Raw genomic sequence first — 26338 nt, forward strand, 5'->3', positions numbered from 1 at the left:
ATCAGGTTCGACACAAGGAGCACAACACATGATTCGACGTACGCTGACGGCTGCCGTCGCAGTGGTCGGCCTCGCCGCGGTAGCCCCGCTCTCGGCGTCTGCTGCCCGGCCTGACCCGGGTGCGCACTGGGCGCCGAAGACCACGTCGTCGCGGGACGCCGCCGGCACCTGCAACCTGTCGGTCCCGACGCGGGTCGCCATCGGCCGGCCGGAGCTGCTCCTGCCGGGCAAGCTGACCGGCACCTGCGCGGCCAACCCCGACCCGACCTCGGGCTGGTACCTCAAGCACCCGAGCAAGGGCATCGTCAACGAGATCGTCTTCGACAAGGAGTACGAGTTCGGCGACGGCATCTGGTACGTCCCGTCGAACCACCCGATCGGCGTCCAGGAGTTCTACGGTGTCGGCAGCGAGAACCCCGACGGCACCACCAACACCCAGAACAAGGTGCCCGTCACGGTCAAGCTCGCCGCCGGGGCGTGGATCTCTTCGTCGCGCAAGGCCGACGTCGTGACGCTGAAGGGCACTTCGCTGCTGTACTCGGTGTCCACGAACAAGTACTTCAAGCGTTCGGCCGCCGGCGTCTTCCAGTTCCGCGAGAAGGGCTCGACCACCTGGCAGACGCTCAAGGGTGGGCTGTGGACGAACTCGAAGGGTGAGGTCAGCCTTTCGTACAAGTACAGCAAGGTGCGCGACTACCGGTTCGCGCTGTACTCGACCTCGATCAGCTGGGACCTCGGCAGCGCCGTCACCACGCGCTGACGCCGTACCGCTCCTGCCCTGTCCTCACCGGTTTGCCGGTGGGGATGGGGCAGGATGTCGTCATGGCGAAGAAGAAGGCTGACGGGACGGGTGACAGGCTGCTGGACGCGTTGCGGGTACCGGCCGGGCCGGTGGACCTGAGCGCGTACGACACGCGCGCGACGACCGGGTTCGAGGGCACGAAGGACGACGGCAAGCTGAAGCTCGAGGAGCTCGGCGCCGAGGTGTCGGACTGGCAGGAGCGGCTGTTCGCCGAGGGCCGCAAGGGCGGCACCCGGTCGGTGCTGCTCGTGCTGCAGGGGATGGACACCTCCGGCAAGGGCGGCGTCATCCGGCACGGCGCGGGACTGATGGATCCGCAGGGTCTGCGGATCACGTCGTTCAAGGCGCCGACGGCGACCGAGAAGCGGCGCGGGTTCCTCTGGCGGATCCGGCAGGCGCTGCCGGGGCCGGGCATGATCGGGATCTTCGACCGCTCGCACTACGAGGACGTCCTGATCGCCCGGGTGCGGAACCTGGTCGCCCCGCCGGTCTGGAACCGGCGCTACGACCAGATCAACGAGTTCGAGGCGGAGCTGGCCGAGAGCGGCGTGACGGTGCTGAAGTGCTTCCTGCACATCTCCGCCGACCAGCAGAAGGAACGCCTCGAGGCGCGGCTGGACGACCCGACCAAGTACTGGAAGTACAACCCCGGCGACATCGACGAGCGCGAGTTCTGGCCCGCGTACGCCGAGGCGTACCAGGCGGCGCTGGAGAACTGCAACGGCCCGGCCGCGCCCTGGTACGTGATCCCCAGCGACCGCAAGTGGTACCGCAACTGGGCCGTCACGACCCTGCTGCTGGAGACCCTGCGCGACCTGAACCCGGAGTGGCCGACCGCCGACTTCGATGTCGAGGGCGAGAAGGCCCGGCTGGCGACGACCTGATGCTTCCGGCGGGTGAGTGGGAGCCGGTCGGGGAAGGGGAGTCGGACACCGACGTCTTCCGGCGCGCCGACGGTACGGCGTACGCGAAGGTCGCGCCGCGGCACGGGATCGACGAGCTGCGCGCCGAGCGCGATCGCGTGAACTGGCTGGCCACGACCGGGATCCCCGGCGCGCGGCTGCTCGACTGGATCGAGAGCGACGACGGCGTCTGTCTGGTGACGTCGGCCGTCCCCGGCGTGGCGGCGGCCGATCTGCCACCCGCGCAACGGCAGGGAGCGCTCTCTGCTCTCGGCGCGGCGTTCCGGGCTCTGCACGAGCTGCCCGGCTGCCCGTTCACGCGCCCGCTGACCGAGGTCGTCGATCAGGCCGCGGACGTCGTACGGCGTGGTGCGGTGAACCCGGACTTCCTCAACGACGAGTGGCGCAAAGAACGGCCCGAGACTCTGCTCGAGCGGGTCAGGACCGAGCAGCCGTACGCCGAGAAAGCCGCCGACCTGGTCGTCTGCCACGGCGACGCGTGCCTGCCGAACGTCTTCCTCGACCCGGAGACGCTCGAGGTCACCGGGTTCATCGACCTGGGCCGGCTCGGCCTGGCCGACCGGTACGCCGATCTGGCGCTGATCAAGGCGCAGCTGTTCGACGAGTGGGACACGTCCGTCGACGAGTTCCTGCGCGGGTACGGTCTGGAAGAGCCGGATCAGCGCCGGCTCGACTTCTACTTGTTGCTGGATCCGCTCACCTGGGGCTGACCAGCTGGAGGCTGGCGTGGAGACGTTGCGCACGGACGTGGTGGTGGTCGGCCTCGGTGCGTTCGGGTCGGCCGCGCTCTGGCGGTTGGCCGCACGCGGCGTCAACGTGATCGGTGTCGAGCGGCAGGCGATCGGGCATGCGCTGGGTTCGTCGCACGGCATCACTCGGCTGTTCCGGATCGCCTGCATGGAACATCCGGGCCTGCCACCGATCGCGCAGAAATCGCTCGAGCTGTGGACCGAGCTCGGGGCGCAGACCGGCCAGGTCCTGGTCGAGCAGACCGGCTCGCTCAACGCCGGCCCGCCGGGCAGCGAGCCCGTCGCCGGTGCCCTGGCAGCCGCAGCTCAAGCGGGTGTTCCGGTGGTCGAGCTCGACCACGACGAGCTGGTCGCCCGGCAACCGCAGTACGGCGCGCTCGGCGCTGACGACGTCGGCGTCTGGGACCCCGGCGCCGGGATCTGCTTCCCGGAGCCGATCGTGCGCGCGCAGGTCGAGGTCGCTCAGCAGCTGGGCGCGCAGGTCTTCGCCCACACGCTCGTCACCGCCGTGGAGGTCTCGGGCGACGGCGTACTGGTGAGGACACCGACCGTCGAGATCCGCGCCGAGCGTGTGGTCGTCGCGACCGGCGCTTGGCTCGGCAAGGTCGTCCCCGGTCTTCCGCTGGTGCCTCGGCGCACGCCGTTGTACTGGTTCGAGCCGAAGGATCCGGCGTCGGACGAGTTCGCGCTGGAGCGCTTTCCCGCGTTCATCTGGCAGCGCGCGGGCGGGATCGGCTTCTGGGGCCACGGCTCCGGCGACGGGTACGGCGTGAAGCTCGGCCTCGAGCACGACGGCCACGTCGCCGGTACGCCGTTCGCGGACGCCGACGAGGTCGACCGCTACGTGCACCCGCGCGGCGACGTCGACGAGATCTCGGCCGCGGTCGCCGAAGCGTTCCCCGGCCTCGACCCGATCCCGGTCAAACTCCTGCCCTGCATCGTCACCGACTCGCCGGACGGCCAGTTCCTGATCGGCCACGCGGGCGACACCGGCCGGCTCGTCGTCGCCGGCGGCGACTCAGGCCACGGCTTCAAACACGCCGGCGGCCTGGGCGAACTGCTGGCCCAACTAACCCTCGGTGAGAAGCCGTACTGCGACGCAGCTTTCCTCGACCCGAAGCGCTTCGCGGCTGACTCCCACCACTGATCAACCACCGCCGAAACACCGCCGGACCTGCAGCACTCACCAACCCCGCGGGCAGCGTCGGTGCCACGCTCAGGTACCTGGTGTGTGCCGAGCGCCGGGGCGGTTGGTGAGTGCTGCACGTCCGCGACACCGGATCGGCATGAGCCGGTCCGGTGCGGCGGACGAGTGGCGACGCTCCGTGCAGCGTGCCGGTCAGGCCGTTCGAACCAGCTGCGGGCGCGGGGCCGGTGCAGCAAGCGTGAGCAGGTCCAGGCCGGCTACGCCGTAGCGGAGCATGACGAGGCGGGCGACCTCGGCGCTGACTCCGAGCGGGCGGGAGACCGCGACGGCACCGGCCTTGCGGGCGGTGGTTTCGGCGCGGTCCGGCAGTACGCCGGGGGCCAGGAAGAAGGAGCCGACGGCAACGTGCCGGCGACCCTCGAGCCGCCACTGCAGGACGGCTTCGGCCGGGCTCGGGGACGCCGCGGTGGTGAACGCCGCGGTGACCGGGAGCTTGTGCCGCTGACCCCAGAGCCGGGCGAGCCGGGTGACGGCCGCGTTCGCCTGGGCGTCGCTGGATCCGGCGCAGGCGAGCACGAGCGCGTCGAGCTCGCGTACCCGGCTGTCCTTGAGCTCGGCGCGCATCCGGCGGTCGAGTACGTCGAGCAGCGTCTCGTCGTACCCGAGCACGTCGGAGGCGATGATCCGCAGGTTCGGGAACCGGCCGCGGGCCTCGTCGATCACGGCCGGGATGTCGACCCGGGCGTGGAAGGCGGTCGAGAGCAGCAGCGGCAGGACCACGACCTCCTCGACACCTTCGGCGGCGAGCTTGCCGAGGACCTGGTACGGCGTGGGCGGGCAGTGGTCGAGGAAGGAGGCTTCGATCCGCAGGTCGTCCCGCAGCTCGCGCAGGCACTTGACCAGCGAGTGGACGGTGGCGGCCGATCGCGGATCGCGGCTGCCGTGGGCGAGGACTACGAGCGCAGGTGCGGTCACAGCAGTTCCCCTTCTTCTTCGTCGATCATTCCGGCCGCGAGCGTCCACCCGTCGTGGGCGTCGATGAGCAGGAACGATCCGGTGATGGTGTTGCTGGAGTACGGATCGGCGGCCAGCGGTGCGGCGATCTTGAGCTGCACCTTGCCGATGTCGTTCAGGTCGAGCCCGGCGGCGTCGATGACTCCGAGCGTGTCGAGGTCGAGGACCCCGTTGATCTTGGTGACGATCGCCTGGGCGGTCGTGGTGGTGTGCTTGATCAGCAGCCGGGCGCCCACCGACAGGGGGCGGTCCGACAGCCAGCACACGGTGGCCGACAGTTCCCGGCGGGTGCCGGGGGAGGACTCGGCCGCGACGATGACCGAGCCGCGGGCCACGTCGAGGTCGTCGGCCAGCCGAACCGTGACGGCTTCGCCGGCGACGGCGGAGGCGCGTTCCTCGACCGCGGTCGAGGTGGCGCTGACCACGGCGCGGTCGATGCCGGCGACCGCCGTACGGCGTCCGGCCGGGAGCACGATCACCTGGTCGCCGACCGAGACGGTGCCAGAGGCAACTGTTCCGGTGTAGCCGCGGTAGTCGCGGTACTGGTCGTCGGTCTGCGGGCGGATCACGTACTGGACCGGGAACCGCAGCGGCCGGCCGGAGGCGTCGGAGCGCCCGGAGGCGTTCTCCAGGAACTCCAGCAGCGTCGGGCCGTCGTACCAGGTGGTGCTCGGGGAGTGGTCGACCACGTTGTCGCCGACCAGGGCCGAGACCGGGATCGCCTGGACGTCGGCGATGCCTAGCTGGTCGGCGAGTTCGCTGACGTCCTTGCTGATGCCGCGGAAGACCTGCTCGTCGTACCCGACGAGGTCGATCTTGTTCACGGCGAGGACGACGTGCGGGACCCGGAGCAGTCCGGCGACGGCCAGGTGCCGGCGGGTCTGTTCCAGTACGCCGTGCCGGGCGTCGACCAGGATGATGACGACGTCCGCGGTGGACGCGCCGGTGACCGTGTTCCGGGTGTACTGCACGTGCCCGGGGCAGTCGGCCAGGATGAACGAGCGCTTGTCGGTCGCGAAGTACCGGTAGGCGACGTCGATCGTGATGCCCTGCTCGCGCTCGGCCCGCAGGCCGTCGGTGAGCAGCGCGAAGTCGAAGTCGCCGCCGCGGGCCTCGGACACGGTCTGCACGTGCGCGATCTGGTCGGCCAGGATCGCCTTGCAGTCGTGCAGCAGCCGGCCGACCAGCGTGGACTTGCCGTCGTCGACCGATCCGGCCGTTGCCAGCCGCAACAACTTGCGCTGGGCGAGCTGGGTCAGGTCGGGCAGTTCGGCGGTCGCGTGAGTGGTGCTCATCAGAAGTACCCCTCTCGCTTGCGGTCTTCCATGGCGGCTTCGCTGGCGCGGTCGTCGGCGCGGGTGGCGCCGCGCTCGGTGATCTCGCTGGCGGCGACCTCGACGACGACCTCGGCCGGGGTGGCCGCGGTCGAGGCGACCGCGCCGGTGCAGGACATGTCGCCGACGGTGCGGTACCGAACCACGCGGCGGGTGACGTCCTCGCCGGTGCGCGGCTGCGAGTAGGGGCCGACGGCCAGCAGCATGCCGTCGCGCTCGAACACGTCCCGCTCGTGGGCGTAGTAGATGCTGGGGAGCGGGATGTCCTCGCGGTCGATGTAGTTCCAGATGTCCAGCTCGGTCCAGTTGGACAGCGGGAACACCCGGACGTGCTCGCCCGGCTTGTGCTTGCCGTTGTAGAGCGACCACAGCTCGGGCCGCTGGTTGCGCGGGTCCCACTGACCGAACTCGTCGCGCAGGCTGAAGATCCGCTCCTTGGCCCGGGCGCGCTCCTCGTCGCGCCGGCCGCCGCCGAACACGGCGTCGAACCGGTGCGCGTTGATCGCGTCCAGCAGCGGGATCGTCTGCAGCTGGTTACGGGTGCCGTCGGACCGTTCGCGCAGCCGGCCGTCGGCCAGGTAGTCCTCCACGCGGGCGACCTCGAGCCGCAGCCCGAGCGCGCCGACGGTGGCGTCGCGGTAGTCCAGCACCTCGGAGAAGTTGTGCCCGGTGTCGACGTGCAGCAGCGTGAACGGCACACCGGCCGGCGCGAACGCCTTCCGCGCCAGGTGCAGCATCACGATCGAGTCCTTGCCACCGGAGAACAGGATCACCGGCCGCTCGAACTCCGCTGCCACCTCGCGGAAGACGAAGATCGACTCGCTCTCGAGCGCGTCCAGCTCGGTGACAGTTGCCGGGGGCAAGCTCACGGCGGTCACGTGTGCAACCCGCATTCGATCTTGCCCTGGCCGGCCCAGCGGCCGCTGCGGGGGTCCTCGCCCGGGGCGACCTGCTTCGTGCACGGCTGGCAGCCGATCGACGGGTAGCCGTCGTACTGGAGCAGGTTGACCAGGACGCCGTTGTCGTTGATGTAGCCGTCGAGGTCGTCCTGGGTCCAGGGGGCGATCGGGTTGAGCTTGACCATGTCGCGCTTCTCGTCGTACTCGACGACCTGGGTGTTGGCGCGGGTCGGTGCTTCTTCCCGCCGTACGCCGGTCACCCAGGCCTTGTAGCCGGACAGCACCCGGTTCAGCGGCTCGACCTTGCGTAGCGCGCAGCACTTGTCCGGCGCCGTCGCGAACAGATCCTTGCCGTACTCCGCGTCCTGCTCGGCGACGGTCTGCTTCGGGAGGGCGTTGATCAGGTTGATCGGCAGCGTCGCGGCGACCGCGTCCCGGGTGCCGATCGTCTCGGCGAAGTGGTAGCCGGTGTCGAGGAACAGCACGTCCACGCCCGGAGCGACCTCGGCGGCCAGGTGGGGGAGCGCGCCGTCGGCCATCGACGCGGTCACGACGAGCTCGTCACCGAACGTCTCCCGCGCCCAGGCCAGCACCTCCTGCGCCGAGGCGTCGGCCAGTCGTTCGTTCGCCTCCTCGGCGAGCGTCTTCAGGTCTGTACTCATTCCACCGTCACCCGCAGTCCGATCATCTTGAGCTGGAACACCCGTGCACACGGCCGGCACTCCCAGGCGCCGTGCCCTTCCTCCGACGGACGAAGGTCCTCGTCCCCGCAGTACGGGCAGTAGAGAGGTGCAGCGCGTTCACTCATTGCAAAGCCTCCTCGTCGGCACGGACGACCCACTGGGCGAAACGCTCGCCGTCGGACCGCTCTTTCAGGTAGTTCTGGGTGACGCGTTCGATGTAGTCGGTGAGCCCGTCGGAGGTGACCTTGTGGCCGCGCAGCTTGCGGCCGAAGCCGGCGTCGAGACCGAGCCCGCCGCCGAGGTGGACCTGGTAGCCGGGGACCTGCTTGCCCTCGGCATCCATCACCAGCTGGCCCTTGAGCCCGATGTCGGCGACCTGGATCCGGGCGCAGGAGTTGGGGCAGCCGTTCACGTTGACCGTGATCGGGACGTCGAGGTCGGGGATCCGCTCCTCGAGGTCGTCGATCAGCTGGGCCGCGCGGGCCTTGGTCTCGACGATCGCCAGCTTGCAGAACTCGATCCCGGTGCAGGCCATCGTGTTGCGCCGCCAGGCCGACGGCCGCGCCTGGAAGCCGAGCTCGGCCAGCGCCGAGACCAGCGACTCGACCTTGGACTCCTCGACGTCGAGCACGATGAACTTCTGCTGGGCGGTGGTCCGGATCCGGTCCGAGCCGTGCGCGGCGACGACGTCGGCCACCTTGGCCAGCGTGCTGCCGGAGACCCGGCCGACGACCGGCGCGACGCCCACGTAGTACCGGCCGTCCTTCTGCTGGTGGACACCGACGTGGTCGCCCTGGACGGCGGGGATCTCCGGCGCGGGGCCGTCGATCAGCTTCCGGCCGAGGTACTTGTCGCTCTCCAGGACCTCGCGGAACTTGTCCATGCCCCAGTCGGCGACCAGGTACTTCAGCCGGGCGCGGGTCCGCAGCCTGCGGTAGCCGTAGTCGCGGAAGATGCCGACGACGCCCTTCCAGGCCAGGTGCACCTCGTCGAGCGGGATCCACGCCCCGACGCGCTGAGCGAGCATCGGGTTGGTGGACAGGCCCCCGCCGACCCAGAGGTCGAAGCCCGGGCCGTGCTCGGGGTGGACGACACCGACGAAGCTGATGTCGTTGACCTCGGGCACCACGTCGTGCGACGGGTGACCGGTCATCGCGGTCTTGAACTTGCGCGGCAGGTTGGAGAACTCCTGGCTGCCGATGTACTTCTCGACGATGTCGTCGATGGCCGGTGTCGGGTCGATGATCTCGTCCGCGGCGATGCCGGCGACCGGGCTGGAGATGATCACCCGCGGGACGTCGCCGCAGGCCTCGGTCGTGTACAGGCCGACCGCCTCGAGCTTCTCCCAGATCGCGGGCACGTCCTCGACCCGGATCCAGTGCAGCTGGATGTTCTGCCGGTCGGTGATGTCCGCGGTGTCGCGGGCGTAGGTGCTGGACACCTCCGCGATCACCCGGAGCTGCTCGGCGCTCAGCTGGCCGCCCTCGATCCGGACCCGGAGCATGAAGAACTTGTCGTCCAGCTCCTCGGGCTCCAGCGTCGCGGTCTTGCCGCCGTCGATCCCGGGCTTGCGCTGCGTGTACAGGCCCCACCAGCGGAACCGGCCGCGCAGGTCGGCGGGGTCGATCGAGTCGAACCCGGCGTGCGCGTAGACGTTCTCGATCCGGGCCCGGACGTTCAGGCCGTCGTCGTTCTTCTTGTTCTCCTCGTTCTTGTTCAGCGGCTCGCGGTAGCCGAGCGCCCACTGACCTTCGCCCTTGCCCTTGCGGGGGCGGGCGGGCTTGCGGGGAGCAGAGGTGACGCCAGTCATCTGGGGGCGTGTCCTTGTCTCTACAGACAGGTGCGCTCTCGCGATGGAGGCTCGAAACGTCGTCGGTTCGATCCGGTCTGCGCGGTGCGCACCCAGCGGTGATCAGGTGATCAGGGGGCCGTGAGGGGCCCGAGCAGGGTGGCTGTCAGATCGTCGAAGGACAACAGATGGCGCTGCGCATCCGCCCGAGGTCGACGTGAATCCGACCTACGAGGTGGGTTGACTGGGCAGCGAGCATGGTCACAACGATCAGCGCAGGCGGCTGACAAATCAACTCCCTATCCTGCATCCCGAGATGCGTTCTCACGATGCGGATAAGTGCACCGAATCGGTCGTGATTCTTTGCGCTCAGTTCGTGATCTGCAAGAGGCCTTGTGCAAGAGTTCTTGTCTTGGCTACGGTGGTGCGATGAGCCCCGCGAACCGGCGTACCGCCGACCCGTCCGTGATCGCCGCGATCCATCACCCGCTGCGGCGGCGGCTGATCGACCTGCTCGGGGTGAACGGGCCGTCGACCGCGTCGCGGCTGGCCGAGGCGACCGGAGAACTGGTCGGGAACATCAGTCACCACCTGAAGGTGCTGGCGGCCGCCGGGGTGATCGAGGAGGCGCCGGAACTGGCCAAGACCCGGCGCGAACGCTGGTGGCGCTCGGCCAAGGCGTCGTACTCGTGGTCGATCGCGGACGCCGGTGGGGACCCCGCCGGCGAGCTGGTCGCGGAGACCGCCGAGGAGGCGAACCTCACACACCACACGACGAAGGTCCGGCAGTGGTTCGGTCTGCGCTCGGAGTACGCCGAGCCGTGGGTTCGCGCGGCGGTGGCGACCGAGAGCTGGGTGACGGTGACGCCGGAGCGGTTGGAGGAGCTGGGGGCGCGGATCGGCGCGCTCATCCAGGAGTACGCCGACGAGCCGTCGGAGGGCGAGGATGCCCACCCCGTCTTCGTCTTCGCCCACGCCGTACCGGCCCGGCCATGACCACGGTCCAGGAAGGCCCTGTTTTTCCGCCCTTGAAGCGGGATCGGCGGGTGCAGGGGTGGATTTTTTCGGCGGCGGTTTCGCAGGTGGGGGATGTGGCCTGGTACGTCGGGCTGGCGTGGAGTGCGACGCAGGTGACTTCGCCGGCGGGGGCCGGGCTGGTGATGGGGATCGGGGCCTTGCCTCGGGCGCTGGTGCTGTTGTGGGGTGGGGCGCTGGCCGATCGGCTGGATGCGCGGCGGACGATGATTCTGGCCAATCTCGGGCGGATCCTCGTCCTGGCCGGGGCCGCGGTGATGGTCGCGATCGCTGGGGTTTCGCTGGCGCTGCTGCTTGTCGTGGCGGTGCTGTTCGGGCTCGTGGACGCGCTCTACACGCCGGCGGCGGGGACGATGCCGCGGCGGATGGTGCGCGCCGACGATCTGGTGAAGCTTGCCGCGGGCACCCAGTTGGCGAACCGCCTCGCGGTGTTCGTCGGGGCGCCGCTCGGCGGGTTCCTGGTCGCGCACGGCGGGCTCGCCGCGGTGATGGTGGTCGACGCGATCTCCTTCGGGGTGATCGCGATCGCGCTGGCCTGGGTCGTCCGCCCGCGGCTCCCGCAGGTGGCGTCCGCGGGCTCGTCGATCCGCGCCGATCTCACCGCAGGCTTCGGATATCTACGTCGCGACCTCCCCGCGCGGACGTTGGTGATCGCGTTCTTCGGGCTCAACCTCTGCGTCGGACCGGTGCTCGCCGTCGGCCTGGTGCAGCGGACCTCGGCGGCCGGTTGGGGTGCCGGTTCGCTCGGGTTGTTCCAGGCGTGCTCGGGCCTGCTCGCCGCGACCGGCGCCGTACTGGCCATGCGCTGGAAGCCGGCCAACCTCGCCCGGGCAGGCCTGCTCACGCTCATCCTCCAGGCCGCTGGCTGCGCCGCGATCGGCGTCGCGCCCCGCGCCGGCGTCTTCGTCGCGATGGGCGTGATCGGATTCACCGCCGGACTCGCCTCGGCGCAGTTGTCGGCGGCGTTCCAGCAGACCATCTCCCCGGCGTACCTGGGGCGCACGAGCAGCATCGTCAGCCTGTCCGACGAGGCCCTGATGCCGCTGGCCATGACCGGCTTCGGCGCTCTGATCTCCGGGGCCGGAATCCCCTTCGCCTGCGGCCTGCTCGGCGCGATCTTCGCCGGGGTGATGATCTGGTCGGCCCACCGATTGACCTGACCGTACGCGGGCGCTACTTTGTGGCGACCAATAGGAAAGTTTCCTAACGGTTGAACGTCGAGGAGCCCGCCATGCGCCCCTTCCGTCGTCGTGCCACCTGGATCGTGCCGGTCGCTCTGGCTGCTCTGATCGCGAGCCTGCTGGCGGCGGGAGCTCCGGCCGCCGCTGACCAACCGCGAGGGCTCGTCCGGGTCAACCAGCTCGGGTACGCCGCGGGCGCGGCCAAGATCGGCTACCTGATGAGCGGCGCGGATCAGGCCGGAGCCAAGTTCTCGGTGCTGGACCGGCACGGCCGTCGGGTCCTGACCGGGCGCGTGGCCGCGGACGCGGGGGAGTGGAACGCGGCGTACCCGCGCGTCCACCGGATCGACTTCTCGGCGGTCCGGTGGCCGGGTCAGTATCGCGTCGAGGTCGAGGGTTCGACGTCGCCGGTCTTCGAGGTGAAGCACGGCCTGGAGGAGGCCGCCGCGGACAAGGCGGTCGGATTCTTCGCCGAGCAGCGCGACGGCGCGCACGTGCCGAGCGGTCCGCTCGGGCGCAAGGCGTCGCACCTGACCGACCGGGCCGCCTCCGTCTACGACTGGCCGGTGTTCACCGGGCCGGACACGGACCAGTCGACCGGTGAACTGCGCAAGGTCGGCGGGCCGGTCGACGTCGAGGGCGGGTGGTTCGACGCGGGGGACTACCTCAAGTTCACCCACATCGCGGCGTACTCGGACTCGTTGCTGTGGGCATCGGCTCGGGACGGCCGGCGGCGGAATCCGGCGCTGCTGAAGGAAGCGCGGCACGGGCTCGACTGGCTGGACAAGATGTGGGACGAGCGGACCAGGACGCTCTACATCCAGGTCGGCGTCGGCACCGGGAACGCCGAGGGTACGTTCGTCGGCGACCATGACGTATGGCGGCTCCCGGAGGTCGACGACACGCTCGCCGATCCGAGCGAGCGCTTCCTGAAGAACCGCCCAGTCTTCCGCGCCGCAGCGCCGGGGCAGCTGATCAGCCCGAATCTGGCCGGCCGGACGGCCGCCGCGTTCGCGCTGGCCGCGCAGGTCGAGGTGTCGCCGACGAAGGCCCGCCGGCACCTGGAGACGGCCGCGCAGATCTACGCGCAGGCGAAGACGACCGGCGTGAGCCAACTGGTCACGTCGCTCCCGTTCGCGTTCTACCCGGAGAGCGCGTGGCGCGATGATCTCGAGCTGGGCGCTGCCGAGCTGGCCCTCGCCGCGCAGAGGCTCCGCGACCCGCGCGCCCGGACCTGGCTGCAGATGGCCAACTACTGGGCCGGCCAGTACCTCGAGCACGAAGCCGGCGGCGACACCTTCAACCTGTACGACGTGAGCGCGCTCGCCCACGCCGACCTGATCCGCGCCGCGCGGGCAGATCGCCGGATCGCGCTCTCCGGCGCCGATCGCACGCCCGATCGCACGGCCGATCGGACGCCTGCTCGTTCGTCGCGAGTGGACACGGCCGCGGTGACCGCTGACCTCCGCGCCCAGCTGGAGATCGGTGTCCGGCGAGCAGCCGCCGAGCCCTTCGGCGCGGGCGCCCAGTACGACAACTTCGACGCCGTGCCGCATGCGTTCGGTCTGGCGGCGACCGCTCGCCTCTACCGGGAGGTCAGCGGCGACCGGCGCTACGACACCTTCGGCGCCCGCCAGCTCGACTGGAACTTCGGCGCGAACCCGTGGGGCGTCCCGTTCATGATCGGTGTCGGCGCCCAGGTCGAGCGCTGCCCGCACCACCAGATCGCGAACCTCCAGAACCGCCCGCTGATCGGTGCCGTCGTCAACGGTCCCAACTCGGCGGACCTGTTCGCCGACGGCCTCGGCGACAACCTCGACAACATGCGCCCATGCCCGTCCAACGGCGTGGACCGCTACGAACCCTTCACCGGCAAGGGATCCCGGTACGTCGACGACGTGCGCTCCTGGCAGTCCTCGGAGCCCGCCGACGACTTCGCGGCGATCGCGGTCTACGCCCTCAACCTCTGAGAAAGCAGAGAGCGCGTGCCACCAGACGGGGGCACGCGCTCTCGAGAGACTCAGTTCAGGTCGAGGCCCGGGTAGAGCGGGTGCTTGTCGAGCAGCTCGGCCGAGGCCGCGCGGACCTTGTCGGCGACGCCGTCGGCGAGCACGTACTTCGCCTTCGACGGCGCCCCGGCCGAGGTGGTGGTCGGCGTGACGCTCGACAGGACGTCGACCATCAGTTCGGCGACCTTGTCGAACTCGTCGCCACCGAAACCGCGGGTGGTCAGCGCCGGCGTACCGATCCGGACGCCCGAGGTGTACCAGGCGCCGTTCGGGTCACGCGGTACGGCGTTGCGGTTGGTGACGATGCCGGCGTCGAGCAGCGCCGACTCGGCCTGCCGCCCGGTGATCCCGTACGACGAGACGTCGAGCAGGACCAGGTGGTTCTCGGTGCCGTCGGTGACGAGCTTCACGCCGCGCTTCATCAGGCCCTCGGCCAGCGTGACCGCGTTGTCGGCGACGTTCTGCGCGTAGGTCTGGAACTCCGGCCGGCGCGCCTCGGCCAGCGCGACGGCCTTGGCCGCCATCACCTGGCTGAGCGGGCCACCGAGCACCATCGGGCAGCCGCGGTCGACAGCGTCGGCGTACTCGGGCTGGCACAGGACCATGCCACCGCGCGGGCCGCGCAGCGACTTGTGGGTCGTGGTGGTGGTGACGTGCGCGTGCGGGACCGGGTCGAAGTCGCCGGTGAAGACCTTGCCCGCGACCAGCCCGGCGAAGTGCGCCATGTCGACCATCAGGGTCGCGCCGACCTCGTCGGCGATCTCGCGCATCTTGGCGAAGTCGACCTTGCGCGGGTACGCCGAGTAGCCCGCGATCAGGATCAGCGGCTTGAACTCGCGCGCGGTCGCGGCGACCTTGTCGTAGTCCAGCAGCCCGGTCTCCGGGTCGGTGCCGTACGAGCTCTGGTGGAACATCTTGCCGGAGATGTTCGGGCGGAAACCGTGCGTCAGGTGGCCGCCGGCGTCCAGCGACATGCCGAGCATCTTCTGGTCGCCGAGCGCCTTGCGCAGCTTGGTCCAGTCCTCGTCGGACAGGTCGTTGACGTGCTTGGCGCTCGCCTCGGCCAGCGCCGGGGACTCGATCCGGTTGGCCAGGATGGCCCAGAACGCGACCAGGTTGGCGTCGATCCCGGAGTGTGGCTGCACGTAGGCGTGCGGCGCGTTGAACAACGCCTTCGCGTGGTCGGCGGCGGTCTGCTCGACGAGGTCGACGTTCTGGCAACCCGCGTAGAAGCGGTGGCCGACGGTGCCTTCGGCGTACTTGTCGGACAGCCAGTTGCCCATCGTGAGCAAGGTGGCGGGGGAGGCGTAGTTCTCGCTCGCGATCAGCTTCAGCGAGGAGCGCTGGTCTTCCAGTTCGGAGCGGATGGCGCCGGCGACGGTCGGTTCGACCGCGCCGATGACCTCGAGAGCGTTGCGGTAGGCGGCCGACGCGGCCGTCGCGTCGAAGGGTTGAGTCATCGTCGTCTCTCCTGCGGTTGCACTCGGTCGCGGCACCCAGGCGCACGGTGCCGACGTCTTCTCGCTCCCCGGTGGTTCTCCACCTCACGCGCCAGTCGCGACGCGGTAACCCTAGCGTGTGACGGCGCCAGGCCGGACAACTCCCTGTCCGGTCAGAAGATGCGGTCCACGATGGCCCCGAACGGCGTCGTCCGGGGCAGTGTGCCGAACACTCCACTCCAGTCGCCGGCCAGTCGCGAGGCCACGAAAGCGTCGGCGACGTCGGGCGTCGAGTAGCGGACCAGCAGCGAAGCCTGCAGACACGCCGCCATCCGCGCGGCCAGCCGGCGCGCGCCGGCTTCGGCCTCGGAAACGTCGGAGAGCGCTTCCAGTACGTCGGTCACCGCCGCGTCCAGCCGATGGTCGGCGCCACGCACCGCGCCGACCTCGGTCAGCCAGGCCTGCAGCGACTCGGGCCGCCGCAGCGCACGCAGTACGTCGAGCGCGTTGACCGTCCCCGAGCCTTCCCAGATCGAGTTGAGCGGCGATTCGCGGAACAGCAGCGGCAGCCCGGACTCCTCGACGTACCCGTTGCCGCCCAGGCACTCCAGCGCTTCGGCCACCATCATCGGCGTCCGCTTGCAGACCCAGAACTTGGCCAGCGGCAGCGCGATCCGGCGGAACGCCTTGGCCTGCTCGTCGCCCGCCTCGGACGCGTCGACCGCGGCCGCGAGCCGCATCGCGAGAGCGGTTGCCGCCTCGCTCTCGATCGCCAGGTCGGCCAGCACGTTGCGCATCGCGGGCTTGTCACGCAGCAGATCCCCGAAGGCACTCCGGTACGACGTGTGCCAGGTCGCCTCGACCAGCGCGCGCCGCATCAGCGCCGCGGACCCGAGCACGCAGTCCAGCCGGGTCGCGGCGACCATCTCGATGATCGTGCGCACCCCGGCGCCCTCGTCGCCGAGACGGAATCCGACCGTGCCGCTGAACTCGACCTCGCTGGACGCGTTGGAGCGGTTGCCGAGCTTGTCCTTGAGTCGCTGCAGCGCGAACACGTTGCGGTTGCCGTCAGCAAGAACACGCGGGACCACGAAACAGCTCAGGCCTTCCGGCGCCTGCGCGAGGACGAGGAACACGTCGGCCTGCGGCGCCGAGCAGAACCACTTGTGCCCGGTGAGCAGGTACTCGTCTCCGCTGCCGGTCGGAATCGCCGTCGTCTGATTGGCGCGGACGTCGGAGCCGCCCTGCTTCTCGGTCATCCCCATGCCCGCGAGCACACCGGTCTTCTCGGCGACGGGCAGCCGGCGGACGTCGTACTGGGTGGACGCGAGCTTGGGGATCCACTCGGCGCCGAGCGACTCGGACGCGCGCAGAGCCGGTACGGCGGCGTACGTCATGGAGATCGGGCAGCCGTGGCCCGGCTCGACCTGGGACCAGACGTAGAAGCCGGCCGCGCGGGTCAGATGCGGTGACGGCCGGTCGCTCGTCCACGGCGCGGCCTGGAGCCCGAAGCCGGTGGCCTTGTCCATCAGCCAGTGCCACGACGGGTGGAACTCGACCTCGTCGATCCGGTTCCCGTAACGATCGTGCGTCTTCAGCACCGGCGAGTTCTGGTTCGCCGGGAGCGCGTGGGAGAGCGCTTCCTGCGTTCCCGCGAGCTCTCCGAGCGCGGCCAGCGCCGGATCTTTCGCCAGGTCTCCGTGCGGGCGCAGAGCGTCACCGAGGGAGGAGTCCTGGGTGAAGAAGTTCACTCCGTGAAGTGGGGGAGCCTGATTCGTTACAGCGTTTGGGTCCGCCATGTCAGTACGGTAAGCGGTATGGCACGCTCTGGGTCAGCGCGAGGCGGTGGGACGTCGGTCTCACTCGCCTGGGTGCGACGTATCCCCGCGACGACCTGGAAGCTGATCACCCAGACCGTCGGCACCTGTCTGCGGTACCGGGTCACCGGGCTGGCCGCCGAGGGAGCGTTCTTCGCGATCCTCTCGCTGCCGCCGCTGATCTTCGGGCTGGCCGGCTCGATCGGTTTCATCGCCAGCCGGTACTTCGAGGTCGAGACGATCGAGGACATCAAGATCCAGATCGCCGACCTGGCGGCGCGGGCGCTGACCGACGACTCGGTCAAGACCGTCATCGTGCCGACGCTGAACCAGGTCCTGAACGGCGGCCGCCCCGACGTCATCTCGATCGGTTTCGTGCTCGCGCTCTGGTCGGGCAGCCGCGCGCTCAACGTGTTCGTCGACACCATCACGATCATGTACGGGATGGGCGGCAAGCGCGGCATCGTCCGGACCCGCGCGTTGTCGTTCAGCCTGTACTGCGCGGCGCTGGTCATCGGCGTGATCGTGCTGCCGCTGGTGCTGGCCGGTCCGGACGCGGTCGAGGCGCTGCTGCCGCACCGCCTGGACTTCCTGAACCAGCTGTACTGGCCCGTCGTCACGATCCTGTCGGCGGGCTTCCTCAACACGCTGTACCACCTGTCGGTGCCGGTCCGGACGCCGTGGGTCTCGGACCTGCCGGGTTCGTTCCTGGCGCTGTCGATCTGGATCCTCGGCAGCTTCGTGCTGCGCTGGATCCTGCAGAGCACCGTCGGCGGTACGTCGATCTACGGCCCACTGGCGGCGCCGATCGCCGTCCTGATGTGGTTGTACATGACGGCGATCGCCGTACTGATCGGTGCCGCGCTGAATGCCGTCGTCGACCGGCTGTGGCCGCACAAGGCGCGGCGCGAGGCCGCCGAGCCGGTGATGAAGGCCGAGCCCGACCCGCACCACGACGACGAGCCCCTGACGCCGGGCGAGCTGCGGCCTGAGGTGAAGCTCGCGCGGACCGTCGAGGCGATGTCGCCGGGGTCGCCGGTGGATCCGCCCGGGCATGCGGTCGGTTATCCGTCCAACGACGCTCCCGAGAAGGAGCTGTCGATCCCGGAGAAGCCTGCCGTGGAGAAGCCTCCCGCGGGGAAGCCGACGCCTGCCGTGGCGAAGCCCGCGGCCCGGGCTCCTCGCGCCGAGAAGCCCGCCGAGGCGAAGGCCGAACCGGCGCCGGTCGGGCCCGCCGAAGAGCCGCCCGCGCGCGCCGACGCGGACAAGGTCGTCCAGGCGAACCGGACCGAAAGCACCCCGTCGTAATTCCGATGCGGTGGGTCGCAAGTCGACCTACGCTTGCCGTACCGCGACAGTCCGCCGGATCCGGCGGCCAGGACCACCGAAGGGAGTTGAGACGACCATGAACTCCGATCTGGCCCACGAGGACCACCGAGCCGATGGGCCTGCTCTCTCCCGCACCGTCCGGCCGCCGAGCTGATCTCCGCGGCCGGGCCTCCCGAAAGGTTCGTCGCACCATGTCGGCAACGCTCGAATCCCTCGGCCTGGACCAGTCCACGGCCGACTACCTCTCGGCCTTTCCAGGCCTGATCCACGGCCGCGTCATCCGCGTCGACAAAGGCCTGTCCACCGTTCTCACCGAGGACGGCCCGGTCCGCGCCAGCTGGTCCGGCGGCGTGCTCGCCGCGGTCGCCGAGGACGCGCAGTCGTCCCCGTGCACCGGCGACTGGGTCGCGCTGCGGTGCTGGCCCGACGACCGGATCACGCTCGACGCGATCGCTCCCCGCCGGACGGCGATCGTCCGCGCCGAGGTCGGCGGCTCGTCGCGCGGCCAGGTGCTCGCCTCCAACGTCGACGTGATCGCCATCGTCGTCGGCCTGATCCCCGAACCGAACATCGGCCGGATCGAACGCTTCCTCGCCCTGGCCTGGGAGAGCGGCGCGCACCCGGTCGTCGTACTGACCAAGTCGGATCTCGTCGGCGACGCCGACTCGATCGCCGAGGACGTCGCGACGGCCGCGCCGGGCGCCGACGTACTGGTCTGCAGTGCGACCACCGGTGAGGGGATCTCCGAGGTGCGCGAGCTCCTGGCCGGCAACGCCACGATGGCGCTGCTCGGCGTCAGCGGCGCGGGCAAGTCGTCGCTCGTCAACGCCTTGGCCGGTGTCAAGCTGCTCGACGTCCAGGCGATCCGTGAGGACGGCAAGGGACGTCACACGTCCGTACGGCGTGAGCTGATCCTGCTGCCGCAGGGCGGAGTCGTGATCGACACGCCGGGGCTGCGGGGGATCGGGCTGCAGGAGTTCGGTGAGGGGCTGGCCGCGGCGTTCCCGGACGTCAGCGGGCTGGCCGAGCACTGCAAGTTCAGGGACTGTGCCCACCAGACGGAGCCCGGGTGCGCGGTGCAGAAAGCCCTTGCCGACGGCACCCTTCCGGTCCGGCGGTACGAGAGCTGGATGAAGCTGCAGCGGGAGGCGGCGTTCATGGCCCGGCGGACGGATGCCCGGCTGCGGGCCGAGGCGAAGAAGGAGTGGGCCCGCCAGACGACGAACTACCGCAAGGACATCACGCCGCGGCAGTGAACGATCCGGCCAGGGTGGGCGATCAGGCTCGGTGAAAGACTCCGGGGTATGAGTCGATCGGTGCTGGTGACAGGAGCTTCACGGGGAATCGGCGCGGCAACCGCCAAGGCGTTTGCCGCCGTTGGGGATCGGGTTGCCGTGCACTACGGCGCTTCGGCCTCGGCTGCCGCGGAGGTGCTGAAGGAGCTGCCGGGGGAGGGGCACGTCGTCGTCCAGGCTGATCTGGCCGACCCCGACGCGATCCGCGGGATGGTCGACGAGGCCGCGGCCGGGCTCGGCGGGATCGACGTGCTGGTCAACAACGCGGCGGTCTACTCGGCCCACCCGATCCGGCGTACGTCGTACGAGGAATGGCAGCGAGCCTGGGCCGACACGCTCGGGGTGAATCTGGTCGGCGCCGCGAACGCGTGCTGGTGCGCAGTGCAGCACATGAGCCGCGGCGGCCGGATCGTCAACGTCTCGTCGCGAGGCGCGTTCCGCGGCGAGCCGAACCAGCCGGCGTACGGCGTGAGCAAGGCCGGCCTGGTGTCGCTCTCGCAGTCGCTGGCGCGAGCTCTCGGCCCGGAGGGCATCGCGGTGACGGCCATCGCGCCCGGCTGGACGACCACCGACATGGCCGCGGATGCGCTCGCCGGCGACGGTTACGAGCGTCGGCGGATGGAGAGCCCGCTGGAACGTGTCGCCGCACCGGAGGAGGTCGCGGCCGCGATCCTCTACCTGGCCTCACCGGCCGCCGAGTTCGCCACCGGGACCGTGCTCGACTTCAACGGCGGGTCTCACTTGCGGATGTGAAGCGCGGCGAACTCCTCCGCGGTCATGCCGTAGATGATCAGGTCCTGGTAGGCGCCGGCCAGGAACTCGTGATCCCTGAGTTGACCCTCGCGCTGGAACCCGAGCCGTTCCTGCAGCGCGATCGACGCGTCGTTGTAGGCGTAGACGCCGGCTTCGGCCTTGTGGTAGCGCCGCTCCTCGAACATGAACCGCAGCAGCACCTTCACCGCGTCGCTCGCGTACCCGTGGCGGTGGTGCTCGCGCCCGATCGCGATCCCGTAGCTGAACCGCCCGCACCGCCGGCTGGTGTCGTTGGTCGAGCACGCACCGACCACGGTGTCGGTCTCGATCGCCTCGATCGCGAGCTGCAGCCGGTCGTCCTTCTCGCCGAGCGTCGCCTGCTCCTCGGCCCAGGCTTGCATGGCGACCGCCGACCGCGGCGCGTGCACCATGTCGACGTTGCGCTGCAGCTCACTGTCCTGGTCGAACCGCTGGAAGTCCGCCCAGTCCTCGGGCTCGATCGCCCGCAAGCGGACCCGCTCACCCACCCACACAGAGCTCATGCCCAAGGATTCAAACAGTCCCCGGGACCAACCACCAGGCAATAACACCAGCCGCCAACAGGGGGTGCGGGTGGCGAAGCCCCCGCCCACGAACACCGGCCACCAACAGGGGGTGCGGGTGGCGAAGCCCCCGCCCGCGGCGGCGAAGCCGCCGCACAAAATGACGGAAGCGGCCCGGCCCACGCTTTCCGTGGGCACAGACCGCCGCCGATGACGTGGACGATACTGGGATCGAACCAGTGACCTCTTCCGTGTCAGGGAAGCGCGCTACCGCTGCGCCAATCGTCCGTATGAAGTTCTTGAAGGTTTGCGAGGTGGAGACGGGATTCGAACCCGTGTACACGGATTTGCAGTCCGTTGCCTCGCCTCTCGGCCACTCCACCACAGAGTCTCAGCCTGCTGACCTCTTCCGAGCGAACGACCGGGTTCGAACCGGCGACCTCAACCTTGGCAAGGTTGCGCTCTACCAACTGAGCTACGTTCGCACTCTCGCCGGGTGCTTTTGGCTCCCTGCGAGAGCAGAACAGTAGCGCACTTTCGGGGCCAAGAAAAATCGGTATCTCACGCTCCTGAACCCTCTGATTTGGCACACTTCCGATGTGACGGAGACCAACCTGCCCGCTCCCGCGCGCCCCCTTGCCACCCGCAAAGCCGATGCACTAGAGCGCCTGACCACCGACATCGACGCCTGGGTCTCGACCGCTTCGCCGGACGGCGTCCCGTACCTGGTCCCGCTCTCCTTCCTCTGGAACGGCGCGACGCTGATCCTCTCCACCGCCTCCCGCAACCCCACCAGCCTCAACCTCCAGGCCAGCGGGCACCTCCACCTGGCCGTCGGCGGCACGCGGGACGTCGTACTGATCACCGGGACGGCGCAACGCTTCACGCCCACCCAGGAGCAGGGCGACACCTTTGCCGAGAAGACCGGCTTCGACCCGCGGGGGCTCAAGGCGACGTACCCGTACTTCGAGGTGACGCCGGTGCGGATCCAGTCCTGGCGCGAGGCGAACGAGCTCGACGGTCGCGACCTGATGCTGGACGGCCAGTGGCTCGTCTGAGCTAGCGCGCCCCGCGGAGAATCGTCGCGATCTCGTCGTACCCGCGCCGCTCGGCGTGCTGCAGCGGAGTGACCCCGTCACTGTCCGCACGCGACGGATCGGCGCCGGCGGCGAGCAGAAGGCGGACGATCTGCTGCCAGGCCCCCGTGCCCTTGCCGAGGATGACCGCCTCCAGCAGCGCCGTCCAGCCGAGGTCGTTGACGTGATCGACATCGATCCCGGTCTTGACGACCCGGCGGACGTAGTCGACGTGCCCGCGTTCGCTGGCGGGAATCACCGAAACCCCACCGAACCGGTTCCGCAGCGTGAGGTCCGGTTGCGCCGGGAGGAGGGTTTCGAGCATGGCGACGCTGCCGGTGACCCCGGTGACGAGCCAGGCCGAGTCCTGCCGGTCGTCCTGAGCGTCGGGGTCCGCGCCGAGCCCGACCAGCAACCGGGCGACCTCCACGCGGTCGTTCGACGACGCCAGCAGCAACGGCGTACGGCGCTTGCTGTCGGTCGACTCGATGGGCGCACCGGCAGCCAGCGCGGCCGCGGCCCCGTTCGCGTCACCGGAAGTCGCCGCTGCGAGCAATGCGGCCGCGGGCGAACTCGGGCGCTCGGTCTCGAGCGCCGCGATGACGGCGGTCTGGCCGAGCTTCCGCGCGCCCTGCACTGCCGTGACGCCGTCGCGCTCGGCCGGCTTCGCGCGGTCGGCTCCCGCGGCGATCAGCAGCCGCACGGTGTCGACGTACTGCGGTGTGCCCTTGCCGAGCAGGACGGCCTCGTGCAGCGCGGTCCAGCCGAGGTTGTTGACGTGGTCGACCGTCACGCCGGCCCGGATCAGCCGGCCGACCACTGCCGCATGACCACGCTCGGCGGCGCGGATCAGCGCGGTGCCGCGGTAGCTGTCGAGGCTGCGGACGTCGGCGCCGTGCTGCAGCGTGAGGTCGAGCAGCTCGACGTACCCCTCGCTGGCAGCGATCAGGAAGGCGCTCTGCACGGTGTCGTCGACCGCGTTGACGTCGGCGCCGGCGGTGATCAGCCGGCGCGCGGTGGCGACGTCGTTCTTCCAGGCGGCGGCGATGAGTTGGTGGTCGAGCTCGGTCGGCATGGAGGGCCTCGGGGTGGTCGTGGGCGGTGTCGTCGTGGGCGGCGGAGTCGTCGGCGATGCGGCTTCGGTGGTGGAGCAACCGGTTGCCGCCATCAGGATGACGGCGGCCGCCGACAGCGCGCGGGTCAGCTTCATCGGCGCGGCGGGGTCAGCGTGACCACCTGGTACGGCGGCGTCGCGGTCAGCTCGTCGAACTTGCTGTCGACCAGGAGCAGTCTGCCCTGCGCGAGCTTCGCGGTGGTGAGCACCCGATCGGGGTCGGTGGGAGTCGCCGCGACGAGTCGCGCGGTCCGCCCGTCCGGCGCCAGCCGGAGCGTGCTCAGCACCTTCGAGAAGTTGCGCACCACCCACAGCGTGCGGCCGTCCTGCACGAGGCCGTCGGCGTTGGCCAGGTCCGCCGTACCGGCGTCGACGGCCGACACCGAGCCGGTCCGCAGCGAGAACCGCCAGAGCTTGCCGACGTTGCCCTGGGCTACGATCAGAGAGCTCCGGTCCGGGGACAGGACGATGCCGCCGAGGTTGAAGCCGGTCTGGGTCGGGATCGTTGCCGTCGCGTCGGCCCAGGTCCGGATGCTCCAGCGGCCGTGCCGCTCGGCGACCCGGAACACCTGTGGCGCGTTCGAGTTCGTCACGTACGCCGCGCCGTCGGGCCCGATCACCAGGTCGTTCAGGAACGCGTTCGGTACGCCGGTCCGCAGCGCCGCGAGCAGCTTGCCGTCGCGGTCGTAGACCCACAGGTCCGGCGCGCCCGGATGATCAATCCCGTTCGGCCCGCCCGCGACGTACACCCGGCCGCGCGCGTCGACGGTGACACCGCGGGCGGTCCAGCGACCGTCCGTACCGTCGCCGGCCAGCCACTCGGTCGCGGACGCGGACCGCAGCCGGCCGCGGTGGATCTCGCCGCCGGTGGTCTCGGAGACGTAGAAGCGCTGGGCGCGAGCGTCGTACCCGATGCCCTCGAACTTCGACCCGCCGAGGTCGCCGGGCAGTGCGTAGGTCGTCGGCCGCGCCGCTGACGCGGTGGGGACGACGACTCCGGCCAGGGCGACGGACAGCACAAGGGTGGTGCACAGGGAGCGGACGGACATCGGGGAACCTCTCATCGCTGGAACGGGATGTCTCCAGCGTGGTCCGTGCGAGCGCCTCCGACGACGGGTGATCGGCCACCGCCGGATAGCCGATCGGATGATTCAGAAGCCGGCGGACCGGGCCTACCATCAGCTGGACATGACGACTTCACACACACCGGCCGCTGTGCTCGGCCAGGCCGGCGGGCTGGAGAAGGCGCTGCATACGACGTTCGCCGTCCTCGTGCTCGCCTCCGCGGTCCGCTACCTGGCCGGTCACGGGTTCGGCGATCAGGCACCGTGGGTGCTCGCGGGAGCTGTGGCGCTGCTGGCGACGTACGCCGCAGGGCCGGTCCTGCCTGGCCGGGTGTGGCTCGCGTTGCTGGTTGCGGTGTGGTTCGGGCTGTTGCTGCTTGCGCCTTCGTTCGCTTGGTGCGCCGTAGCGCTGTCGTTCGTGGCCCTACGGGTGCTGCCGTTCTGGCCTGCCTGTGCGGTGGTGGCCGGGATGGTCGCCGCCGTAGTGGTGCAGTGGACCCGCATGGCCGACCGGCTCGACCCGACGATCGTGCTGGGGCCGGCCTGCATCGCCGTACTGGCTGTTGGGGCGTACCGAGCGCTGGAGCGAGACGCGGTGGCGCGGCAGCTGCTGCTGGACGACCTGCATGCGGCGCAGGGGGACCTGGCCGACGCGCAACACCAGGCCGGTGCGCTGGCCGAGCGGGCGCGGCTGTCGCGAGAGATCCACGACAGCGTCGCCCAGGGGCTGTCCAGTATCAACCTGCTCCTACAGGCGGCCGAACGCGAGTGGGACGACCGACCGGCCGCGGCTCGCGAGCATGCGGCGCAAGCGGCGACGACTGCGCGGGATGGGCTGGATGAGGTACGACGGGTGGTGCGGGACCTGGCGCCGGCCGAGTTGGCGGCGTCTGGGGTGGTGACGTCTGGGGCGGCAGCCTCTGGCCGCCCGGCGCTGCCGGGAGCGCTTCGACAGACCTGCGAACGCCTCGCCGCCGTGAGCGGCATCGACGTCCAGGTCCAAGTCCACGGCACACCGGTGTCGCTAGGCCCCGAAGTGGAGACAGCCCTGCTGCGTACTGCGCGCGGTGCCCTCGCCAACGTGCTCGAGCACTCCAACGCCACGACCGCCGTCGTCACGCTGACGTACCAACCAGACTCGGTAGTGCTCGACGTCCGCGACGACGGCCGAGGTCTCGTCGACCGCACACAGGCCGACCCGGACCGCGGGCGCGGCCTGGCCGGCATCCGCGAACGCCTGAACGAGCTCGGCGGCACCCTCATCCTGGAGAGCGAGCCAGGCGAGGGCACGGCCCTCGCCGCGTCGATCCCGCTAGCCGCCAGCGAGGGCCCGTCGTGATCAGAGTCGCACTGGTCGACGACCACCCCGTCGTACGAGCTGGCATGCGGGCGCTACTCGAGGGACAGGACGACCTGTCGGTCGTAGGCGAGGCCTCCGACGCCCACAGCGCCGTACAACTAGTCGCCGCAATCCGGCCGGACGTAGTACTGATGGACCTCAACCTGGGCACTGGCCCAGGCGGCGCCGAAGCAACCGCCCGCCTACGCGCCCTCCCAGAACCCCCGCAGATCCTCGTCCTCACCACCTACGACACCGAAGCCGACATCATGAGCGCCATCGACGCAGGCGCCTCCGGCTACCTCCTGAAAGACGCCCCACCCGAAGACCTGTTCCGAGCAATCCGAGGCACCGCCCGCGGCGAAGCCATCCTGGCCCCCGCAGTAGCAGCCCGCCTGATGCGCCGCACAGGCCCACTCCTGACCGAGCGAGAGGTAGAAATCCTCGACCAACTCGCCACCGGCCGATCCAACCGAGAGATCGCCCGCCGCCTGTTCGTCAGCGAGGCCACAGTGAAATCCCACCTCTCCCACATCTACACCAAACTAGAGGTAGACACCCGCGCCGCCGCAGTAGCCAGAGCAATAGAACAACGCATCATCCGCCCACTTCCCTGAGCACCGAACTCAGCAGACAACCTCAGCCCCAGCAGCCGAGCGAAGCAAGGCCGGAATGGACTCCTGTAGCGAAGACGTGCGGAGAACGCGGCACCACAAGCAAACCCCAACCACAGCCGCCGAGCGAAGCGAAGGCGCAAGGGGGTGCGGGTGGCGAAGCCCCCGCAACGCGGCAAGCGAAGCGCAGCCGCACAAAACGACGAAGGCGACCCCCTCCGCGCTCTCCGCGGACATGGGTCGCCTATCGACTTCGTGGGCGATACTGGGTTCGAACCAGTGACCTCTTCGGTGTGAACGAAGCGCGCTACCACTGCGCCAATCGCCCGTTCTGGGGTGTTGCTGGTGTTGCTCGGGAGAAACCATAGCGCATGGAACGGCGACGTACGAA

Annotated in this window: 24 protein-coding genes, 4 tRNA genes and 1 riboswitch; of the genes, 13 read left to right on the top strand and 15 right to left on the bottom strand. The window is 70.0% G+C overall.

The annotated features are described in order from the left end of the window. The first annotated feature begins 28 nt into the window (after positions 1-28). The 4 genes from HDA39_RS09175 (at position 29) to solA (ending at position 3621) form a co-directional block, all read left to right on the top strand. The gene (locus HDA39_RS09175; protein WP_184794801.1) at positions 29-760 is read left to right on the top strand and encodes a hypothetical protein; all 732 of its coding nucleotides are present in this window, start codon (positions 29-31) and stop codon (positions 758-760) included. A gap of 62 nt (positions 761-822) precedes the next feature. Beyond that, a complete protein-coding gene (locus HDA39_RS09180; RefSeq protein WP_184794802.1) occupies positions 823-1686 on the top strand; it encodes a PPK2 family polyphosphate kinase in 864 nt (287 codons plus the stop codon). After that, on the top strand, positions 1686-2435 hold the full coding sequence (locus HDA39_RS09185; RefSeq protein ID WP_184794803.1) for an aminoglycoside 3'-phosphotransferase: 750 nt from the start codon (positions 1686-1688) through the stop codon (positions 2433-2435). Before HDA39_RS09180 ends, HDA39_RS09185 begins: the two co-directional genes overlap by 1 nt. A gap of 16 nt (positions 2436-2451) precedes the next feature. Beyond that, complete coding sequence (solA, locus tag HDA39_RS09190) at positions 2452-3621, top strand: N-methyl-L-tryptophan oxidase (RefSeq protein ID WP_184794804.1); 1170 nt, start codon at positions 2452-2454, stop codon at positions 3619-3621. Between the two features lie 192 nt (positions 3622-3813). Here the strand turns inward: solA and HDA39_RS09195 are convergent, their stop codons facing one another. Genes HDA39_RS09195 through HDA39_RS09220 form a run of 6 tightly spaced genes read right to left on the bottom strand, consistent with a single transcriptional unit; the run spans position 3814 to position 9361 of the window. Next, positions 3814-4596 (bottom strand): sirohydrochlorin chelatase, encoded by a 783-nt coding sequence (locus HDA39_RS09195; protein ID WP_184794805.1) that lies wholly within the window; start codon positions 4594-4596, stop codon positions 3814-3816. Next, positions 4593-5930, bottom strand: a complete 1338-nt coding sequence (locus HDA39_RS09200; protein WP_184794806.1) for a sulfate adenylyltransferase subunit 1 — start codon at positions 5928-5930, stop codon at positions 4593-4595. The genes HDA39_RS09195 and HDA39_RS09200 overlap by 4 nt, the downstream gene beginning before the upstream one ends. Continuing rightward, complete coding sequence (gene cysD / locus HDA39_RS09205; RefSeq protein WP_184794807.1) at positions 5930-6862, bottom strand: sulfate adenylyltransferase subunit CysD; 933 nt, start codon at positions 6860-6862, stop codon at positions 5930-5932. Before cysD ends, HDA39_RS09200 begins: the two co-directional genes overlap by 1 nt. After that, a complete protein-coding gene (locus HDA39_RS09210; RefSeq protein ID WP_184794808.1) occupies positions 6844-7530 on the bottom strand; it encodes a phosphoadenylyl-sulfate reductase in 687 nt (228 codons plus the stop codon). The genes cysD and HDA39_RS09210 overlap by 19 nt, the downstream gene beginning before the upstream one ends. Continuing rightward, positions 7527-7676, bottom strand: a complete 150-nt coding sequence (locus HDA39_RS09215) for a hypothetical protein (protein ID WP_166665480.1) — start codon at positions 7674-7676, stop codon at positions 7527-7529. Before HDA39_RS09215 ends, HDA39_RS09210 begins: the two co-directional genes overlap by 4 nt. Then, positions 7673-9361, bottom strand: a complete 1689-nt coding sequence (locus tag HDA39_RS09220) for a nitrite/sulfite reductase (RefSeq protein WP_184794809.1) — start codon at positions 9359-9361, stop codon at positions 7673-7675. The genes HDA39_RS09215 and HDA39_RS09220 overlap by 4 nt, the downstream gene beginning before the upstream one ends. A 408-nt stretch (positions 9362-9769) precedes the next feature. Here HDA39_RS09220 and HDA39_RS09225 point away from each other — a divergent pair, with 408 nt between their 5' ends. From HDA39_RS09225 to HDA39_RS09235, 3 genes are all read left to right on the top strand, one after another. Continuing rightward, positions 9770-10336: an ArsR/SmtB family transcription factor gene (locus tag HDA39_RS09225; RefSeq protein WP_184794810.1), complete on the top strand. Its 567-nt coding sequence runs from the start codon at positions 9770-9772 to the stop codon at positions 10334-10336. Beyond that, on the top strand, positions 10333-11535 hold the full coding sequence (locus tag HDA39_RS09230) for an MFS transporter (RefSeq protein WP_238356012.1): 1203 nt from the start codon (positions 10333-10335) through the stop codon (positions 11533-11535). The genes HDA39_RS09225 and HDA39_RS09230 overlap by 4 nt, the downstream gene beginning before the upstream one ends. Positions 11536-11606: 71 nt before the next feature. After that, complete coding sequence (locus HDA39_RS09235) at positions 11607-13526, top strand: glycoside hydrolase family 9 protein (RefSeq protein WP_184794813.1); 1920 nt, start codon at positions 11607-11609, stop codon at positions 13524-13526. A gap of 50 nt (positions 13527-13576) precedes the next feature. Here HDA39_RS09235 and HDA39_RS09240 read toward each other — a convergent pair whose 3' ends face one another. Continuing rightward, the gene (locus tag HDA39_RS09240) at positions 13577-15025 is read right to left on the bottom strand and encodes a glycine hydroxymethyltransferase (protein ID WP_184794814.1); all 1449 of its coding nucleotides are present in this window, start codon (positions 15023-15025) and stop codon (positions 13577-13579) included. Positions 15026-15052: 27 nt separating this feature from the next. After that, positions 15053-15134, bottom strand: a riboswitch (ZMP/ZTP riboswitch). Between the two features lie 43 nt (positions 15135-15177). Beyond that, entirely contained in the window at positions 15178-16803 is a 1626-nt protein-coding gene (locus tag HDA39_RS09245) for an acyl-CoA dehydrogenase family protein (protein WP_184794815.1), read from the bottom strand. Between the two features lie 72 nt (positions 16804-16875). Here HDA39_RS09245 and HDA39_RS09250 point away from each other — a divergent pair, with 72 nt between their 5' ends. From HDA39_RS09250 to HDA39_RS09260, 3 genes are all read left to right on the top strand, one after another. Then, complete coding sequence (locus tag HDA39_RS09250; RefSeq protein ID WP_337925685.1) at positions 16876-18129, top strand: YhjD/YihY/BrkB family envelope integrity protein; 1254 nt, start codon at positions 16876-16878, stop codon at positions 18127-18129. A gap of 212 nt (positions 18130-18341) precedes the next feature. Next, complete coding sequence (gene rsgA, locus HDA39_RS09255; RefSeq protein WP_184794817.1) at positions 18342-19406, top strand: ribosome small subunit-dependent GTPase A; 1065 nt, start codon at positions 18342-18344, stop codon at positions 19404-19406. A 48-nt stretch (positions 19407-19454) separates the two neighbouring features. Continuing rightward, on the top strand, positions 19455-20198 hold the full coding sequence (locus HDA39_RS09260) for an SDR family NAD(P)-dependent oxidoreductase (RefSeq protein WP_184794818.1): 744 nt from the start codon (positions 19455-19457) through the stop codon (positions 20196-20198). On the opposite strand, the gene HDA39_RS09265 is transcribed toward HDA39_RS09260, so the two are convergent. The 4 genes from HDA39_RS09265 to HDA39_RS09280 all read right to left on the bottom strand — a co-directional run bounded on the left by HDA39_RS09265 (position 20183) and on the right by HDA39_RS09280 (position 21225). Continuing rightward, on the bottom strand, positions 20183-20740 hold the full coding sequence (locus HDA39_RS09265; protein WP_184794819.1) for a GNAT family N-acetyltransferase: 558 nt from the start codon (positions 20738-20740) through the stop codon (positions 20183-20185). The two genes, HDA39_RS09260 and HDA39_RS09265, sit on opposite strands and share 16 nt — an antisense overlap. A 216-nt stretch (positions 20741-20956) precedes the next feature. Further along, positions 20957-21028, bottom strand: a tRNA-Val gene (locus HDA39_RS09270). Between the two features lie 24 nt (positions 21029-21052). After that, positions 21053-21123, bottom strand: a tRNA-Cys gene (locus HDA39_RS09275). Positions 21124-21152: 29 nt separating this feature from the next. Beyond that, positions 21153-21225: transfer RNA gene (locus tag HDA39_RS09280), tRNA-Gly, on the bottom strand. Positions 21226-21339: 114 nt separating this feature from the next. Between HDA39_RS09280 and HDA39_RS09285 the strand changes: the two genes are divergently transcribed. After that, positions 21340-21798 carry a pyridoxamine 5'-phosphate oxidase family protein gene (locus HDA39_RS09285; protein ID WP_337925686.1) on the top strand — a complete coding sequence of 153 codons (459 nt, stop codon included), beginning with the start codon at positions 21340-21342 and terminating at the stop codon, positions 21796-21798. Position 21799: 1 nt separating this feature from the next. On the opposite strand, the gene HDA39_RS09290 is transcribed toward HDA39_RS09285, so the two are convergent. Further along, positions 21800-23026 (bottom strand): ankyrin repeat domain-containing protein, encoded by a 1227-nt coding sequence (locus HDA39_RS09290; protein ID WP_238356013.1) that lies wholly within the window; start codon positions 23024-23026, stop codon positions 21800-21802. Beyond that, the gene (locus tag HDA39_RS09295) at positions 23023-23979 is read right to left on the bottom strand and encodes an SMP-30/gluconolactonase/LRE family protein (RefSeq protein ID WP_184794820.1); all 957 of its coding nucleotides are present in this window, start codon (positions 23977-23979) and stop codon (positions 23023-23025) included. The genes HDA39_RS09290 and HDA39_RS09295 overlap by 4 nt, the downstream gene beginning before the upstream one ends. Before the next feature lie 139 nt (positions 23980-24118). Here HDA39_RS09295 and HDA39_RS09300 point away from each other — a divergent pair, with 139 nt between their 5' ends. After that, positions 24119-25333, top strand: coding sequence for a sensor histidine kinase (locus HDA39_RS09300; RefSeq protein ID WP_238356014.1), 1215 nt, complete (start codon positions 24119-24121; stop codon positions 25331-25333). After that, positions 25330-25950 carry a response regulator gene (locus tag HDA39_RS09305; protein ID WP_184794822.1) on the top strand — a complete coding sequence of 207 codons (621 nt, stop codon included), beginning with the start codon at positions 25330-25332 and terminating at the stop codon, positions 25948-25950. The genes HDA39_RS09300 and HDA39_RS09305 overlap by 4 nt, the downstream gene beginning before the upstream one ends. A 253-nt stretch (positions 25951-26203) precedes the next feature. Here HDA39_RS09305 and HDA39_RS09310 read toward each other — a convergent pair. After that, positions 26204-26275, bottom strand: a tRNA-Val gene (locus HDA39_RS09310). Between the last annotated feature and the right edge of the window lie 63 nt (positions 26276-26338).

Source organism: Kribbella italica, assembly GCF_014205135.1.
GTDB classification, from domain to species: domain Bacteria; phylum Actinomycetota; class Actinomycetes; order Propionibacteriales; family Kribbellaceae; genus Kribbella; species Kribbella italica.

What these genes read in the sequence shown, in the direction of transcription:
- HDA39_RS09175 (WP_184794801.1), top strand. Translation starts at nt 29, where the DNA reads ATGATTCGACGTACGCTGACGGCTGCCGTCGCAGTGGTCGGCCTCGCC.
- HDA39_RS09185 (WP_184794803.1), top strand. Translation starts at nt 1,686, where the DNA reads ATGCTTCCGGCGGGTGAGTGGGAGCCGGTCGGGGAAGGGGAGTCGGAC.
- HDA39_RS09180 (WP_184794802.1), top strand. Translation starts at nt 823, where the DNA reads ATGGCGAAGAAGAAGGCTGACGGGACGGGTGACAGGCTGCTGGACGCG.
- HDA39_RS09260 (WP_184794818.1), top strand. Translation starts at nt 19,455, where the DNA reads ATGAGTCGATCGGTGCTGGTGACAGGAGCTTCACGGGGAATCGGCGCG.
- rsgA (WP_184794817.1), top strand. Translation starts at nt 18,342, where the DNA reads ATGTCGGCAACGCTCGAATCCCTCGGCCTGGACCAGTCCACGGCCGAC.
- HDA39_RS09240 (WP_184794814.1), bottom strand. Translation starts at nt 15,025, where the DNA reads ATGACTCAACCCTTCGACGCGACGGCCGCGTCGGCCGCCTACCGCAAC.
- HDA39_RS09200 (WP_184794806.1), bottom strand. Translation starts at nt 5,930, where the DNA reads ATGAGCACCACTCACGCGACCGCCGAACTGCCCGACCTGACCCAGCTC.
- HDA39_RS09210 (WP_184794808.1), bottom strand. Translation starts at nt 7,530, where the DNA reads ATGAGTACAGACCTGAAGACGCTCGCCGAGGAGGCGAACGAACGACTG.
- HDA39_RS09225 (WP_184794810.1), top strand. Translation starts at nt 9,770, where the DNA reads ATGAGCCCCGCGAACCGGCGTACCGCCGACCCGTCCGTGATCGCCGCG.
- HDA39_RS09295 (WP_184794820.1), bottom strand. Translation starts at nt 23,979, where the DNA reads ATGTCCGTCCGCTCCCTGTGCACCACCCTTGTGCTGTCCGTCGCCCTG.
- HDA39_RS09230 (WP_238356012.1), top strand. Translation starts at nt 10,333, where the DNA reads ATGACCACGGTCCAGGAAGGCCCTGTTTTTCCGCCCTTGAAGCGGGAT.
- HDA39_RS09220 (WP_184794809.1), bottom strand. Translation starts at nt 9,361, where the DNA reads ATGACTGGCGTCACCTCTGCTCCCCGCAAGCCCGCCCGCCCCCGCAAG.
- HDA39_RS09290 (WP_238356013.1), bottom strand. Translation starts at nt 23,026, where the DNA reads ATGAAGCTGACCCGCGCGCTGTCGGCGGCCGCCGTCATCCTGATGGCG.
- HDA39_RS09235 (WP_184794813.1), top strand. Translation starts at nt 11,607, where the DNA reads ATGCGCCCCTTCCGTCGTCGTGCCACCTGGATCGTGCCGGTCGCTCTG.
- HDA39_RS09215 (WP_166665480.1), bottom strand. Translation starts at nt 7,676, where the DNA reads ATGAGTGAACGCGCTGCACCTCTCTACTGCCCGTACTGCGGGGACGAG.
- HDA39_RS09265 (WP_184794819.1), bottom strand. Translation starts at nt 20,740, where the DNA reads ATGAGCTCTGTGTGGGTGGGTGAGCGGGTCCGCTTGCGGGCGATCGAG.
- HDA39_RS09245 (WP_184794815.1), bottom strand. Translation starts at nt 16,803, where the DNA reads ATGGCGGACCCAAACGCTGTAACGAATCAGGCTCCCCCACTTCACGGA.
- HDA39_RS09300 (WP_238356014.1), top strand. Translation starts at nt 24,119, where the DNA reads ATGACGACTTCACACACACCGGCCGCTGTGCTCGGCCAGGCCGGCGGG.
- cysD (WP_184794807.1), bottom strand. Translation starts at nt 6,862, where the DNA reads ATGCGGGTTGCACACGTGACCGCCGTGAGCTTGCCCCCGGCAACTGTC.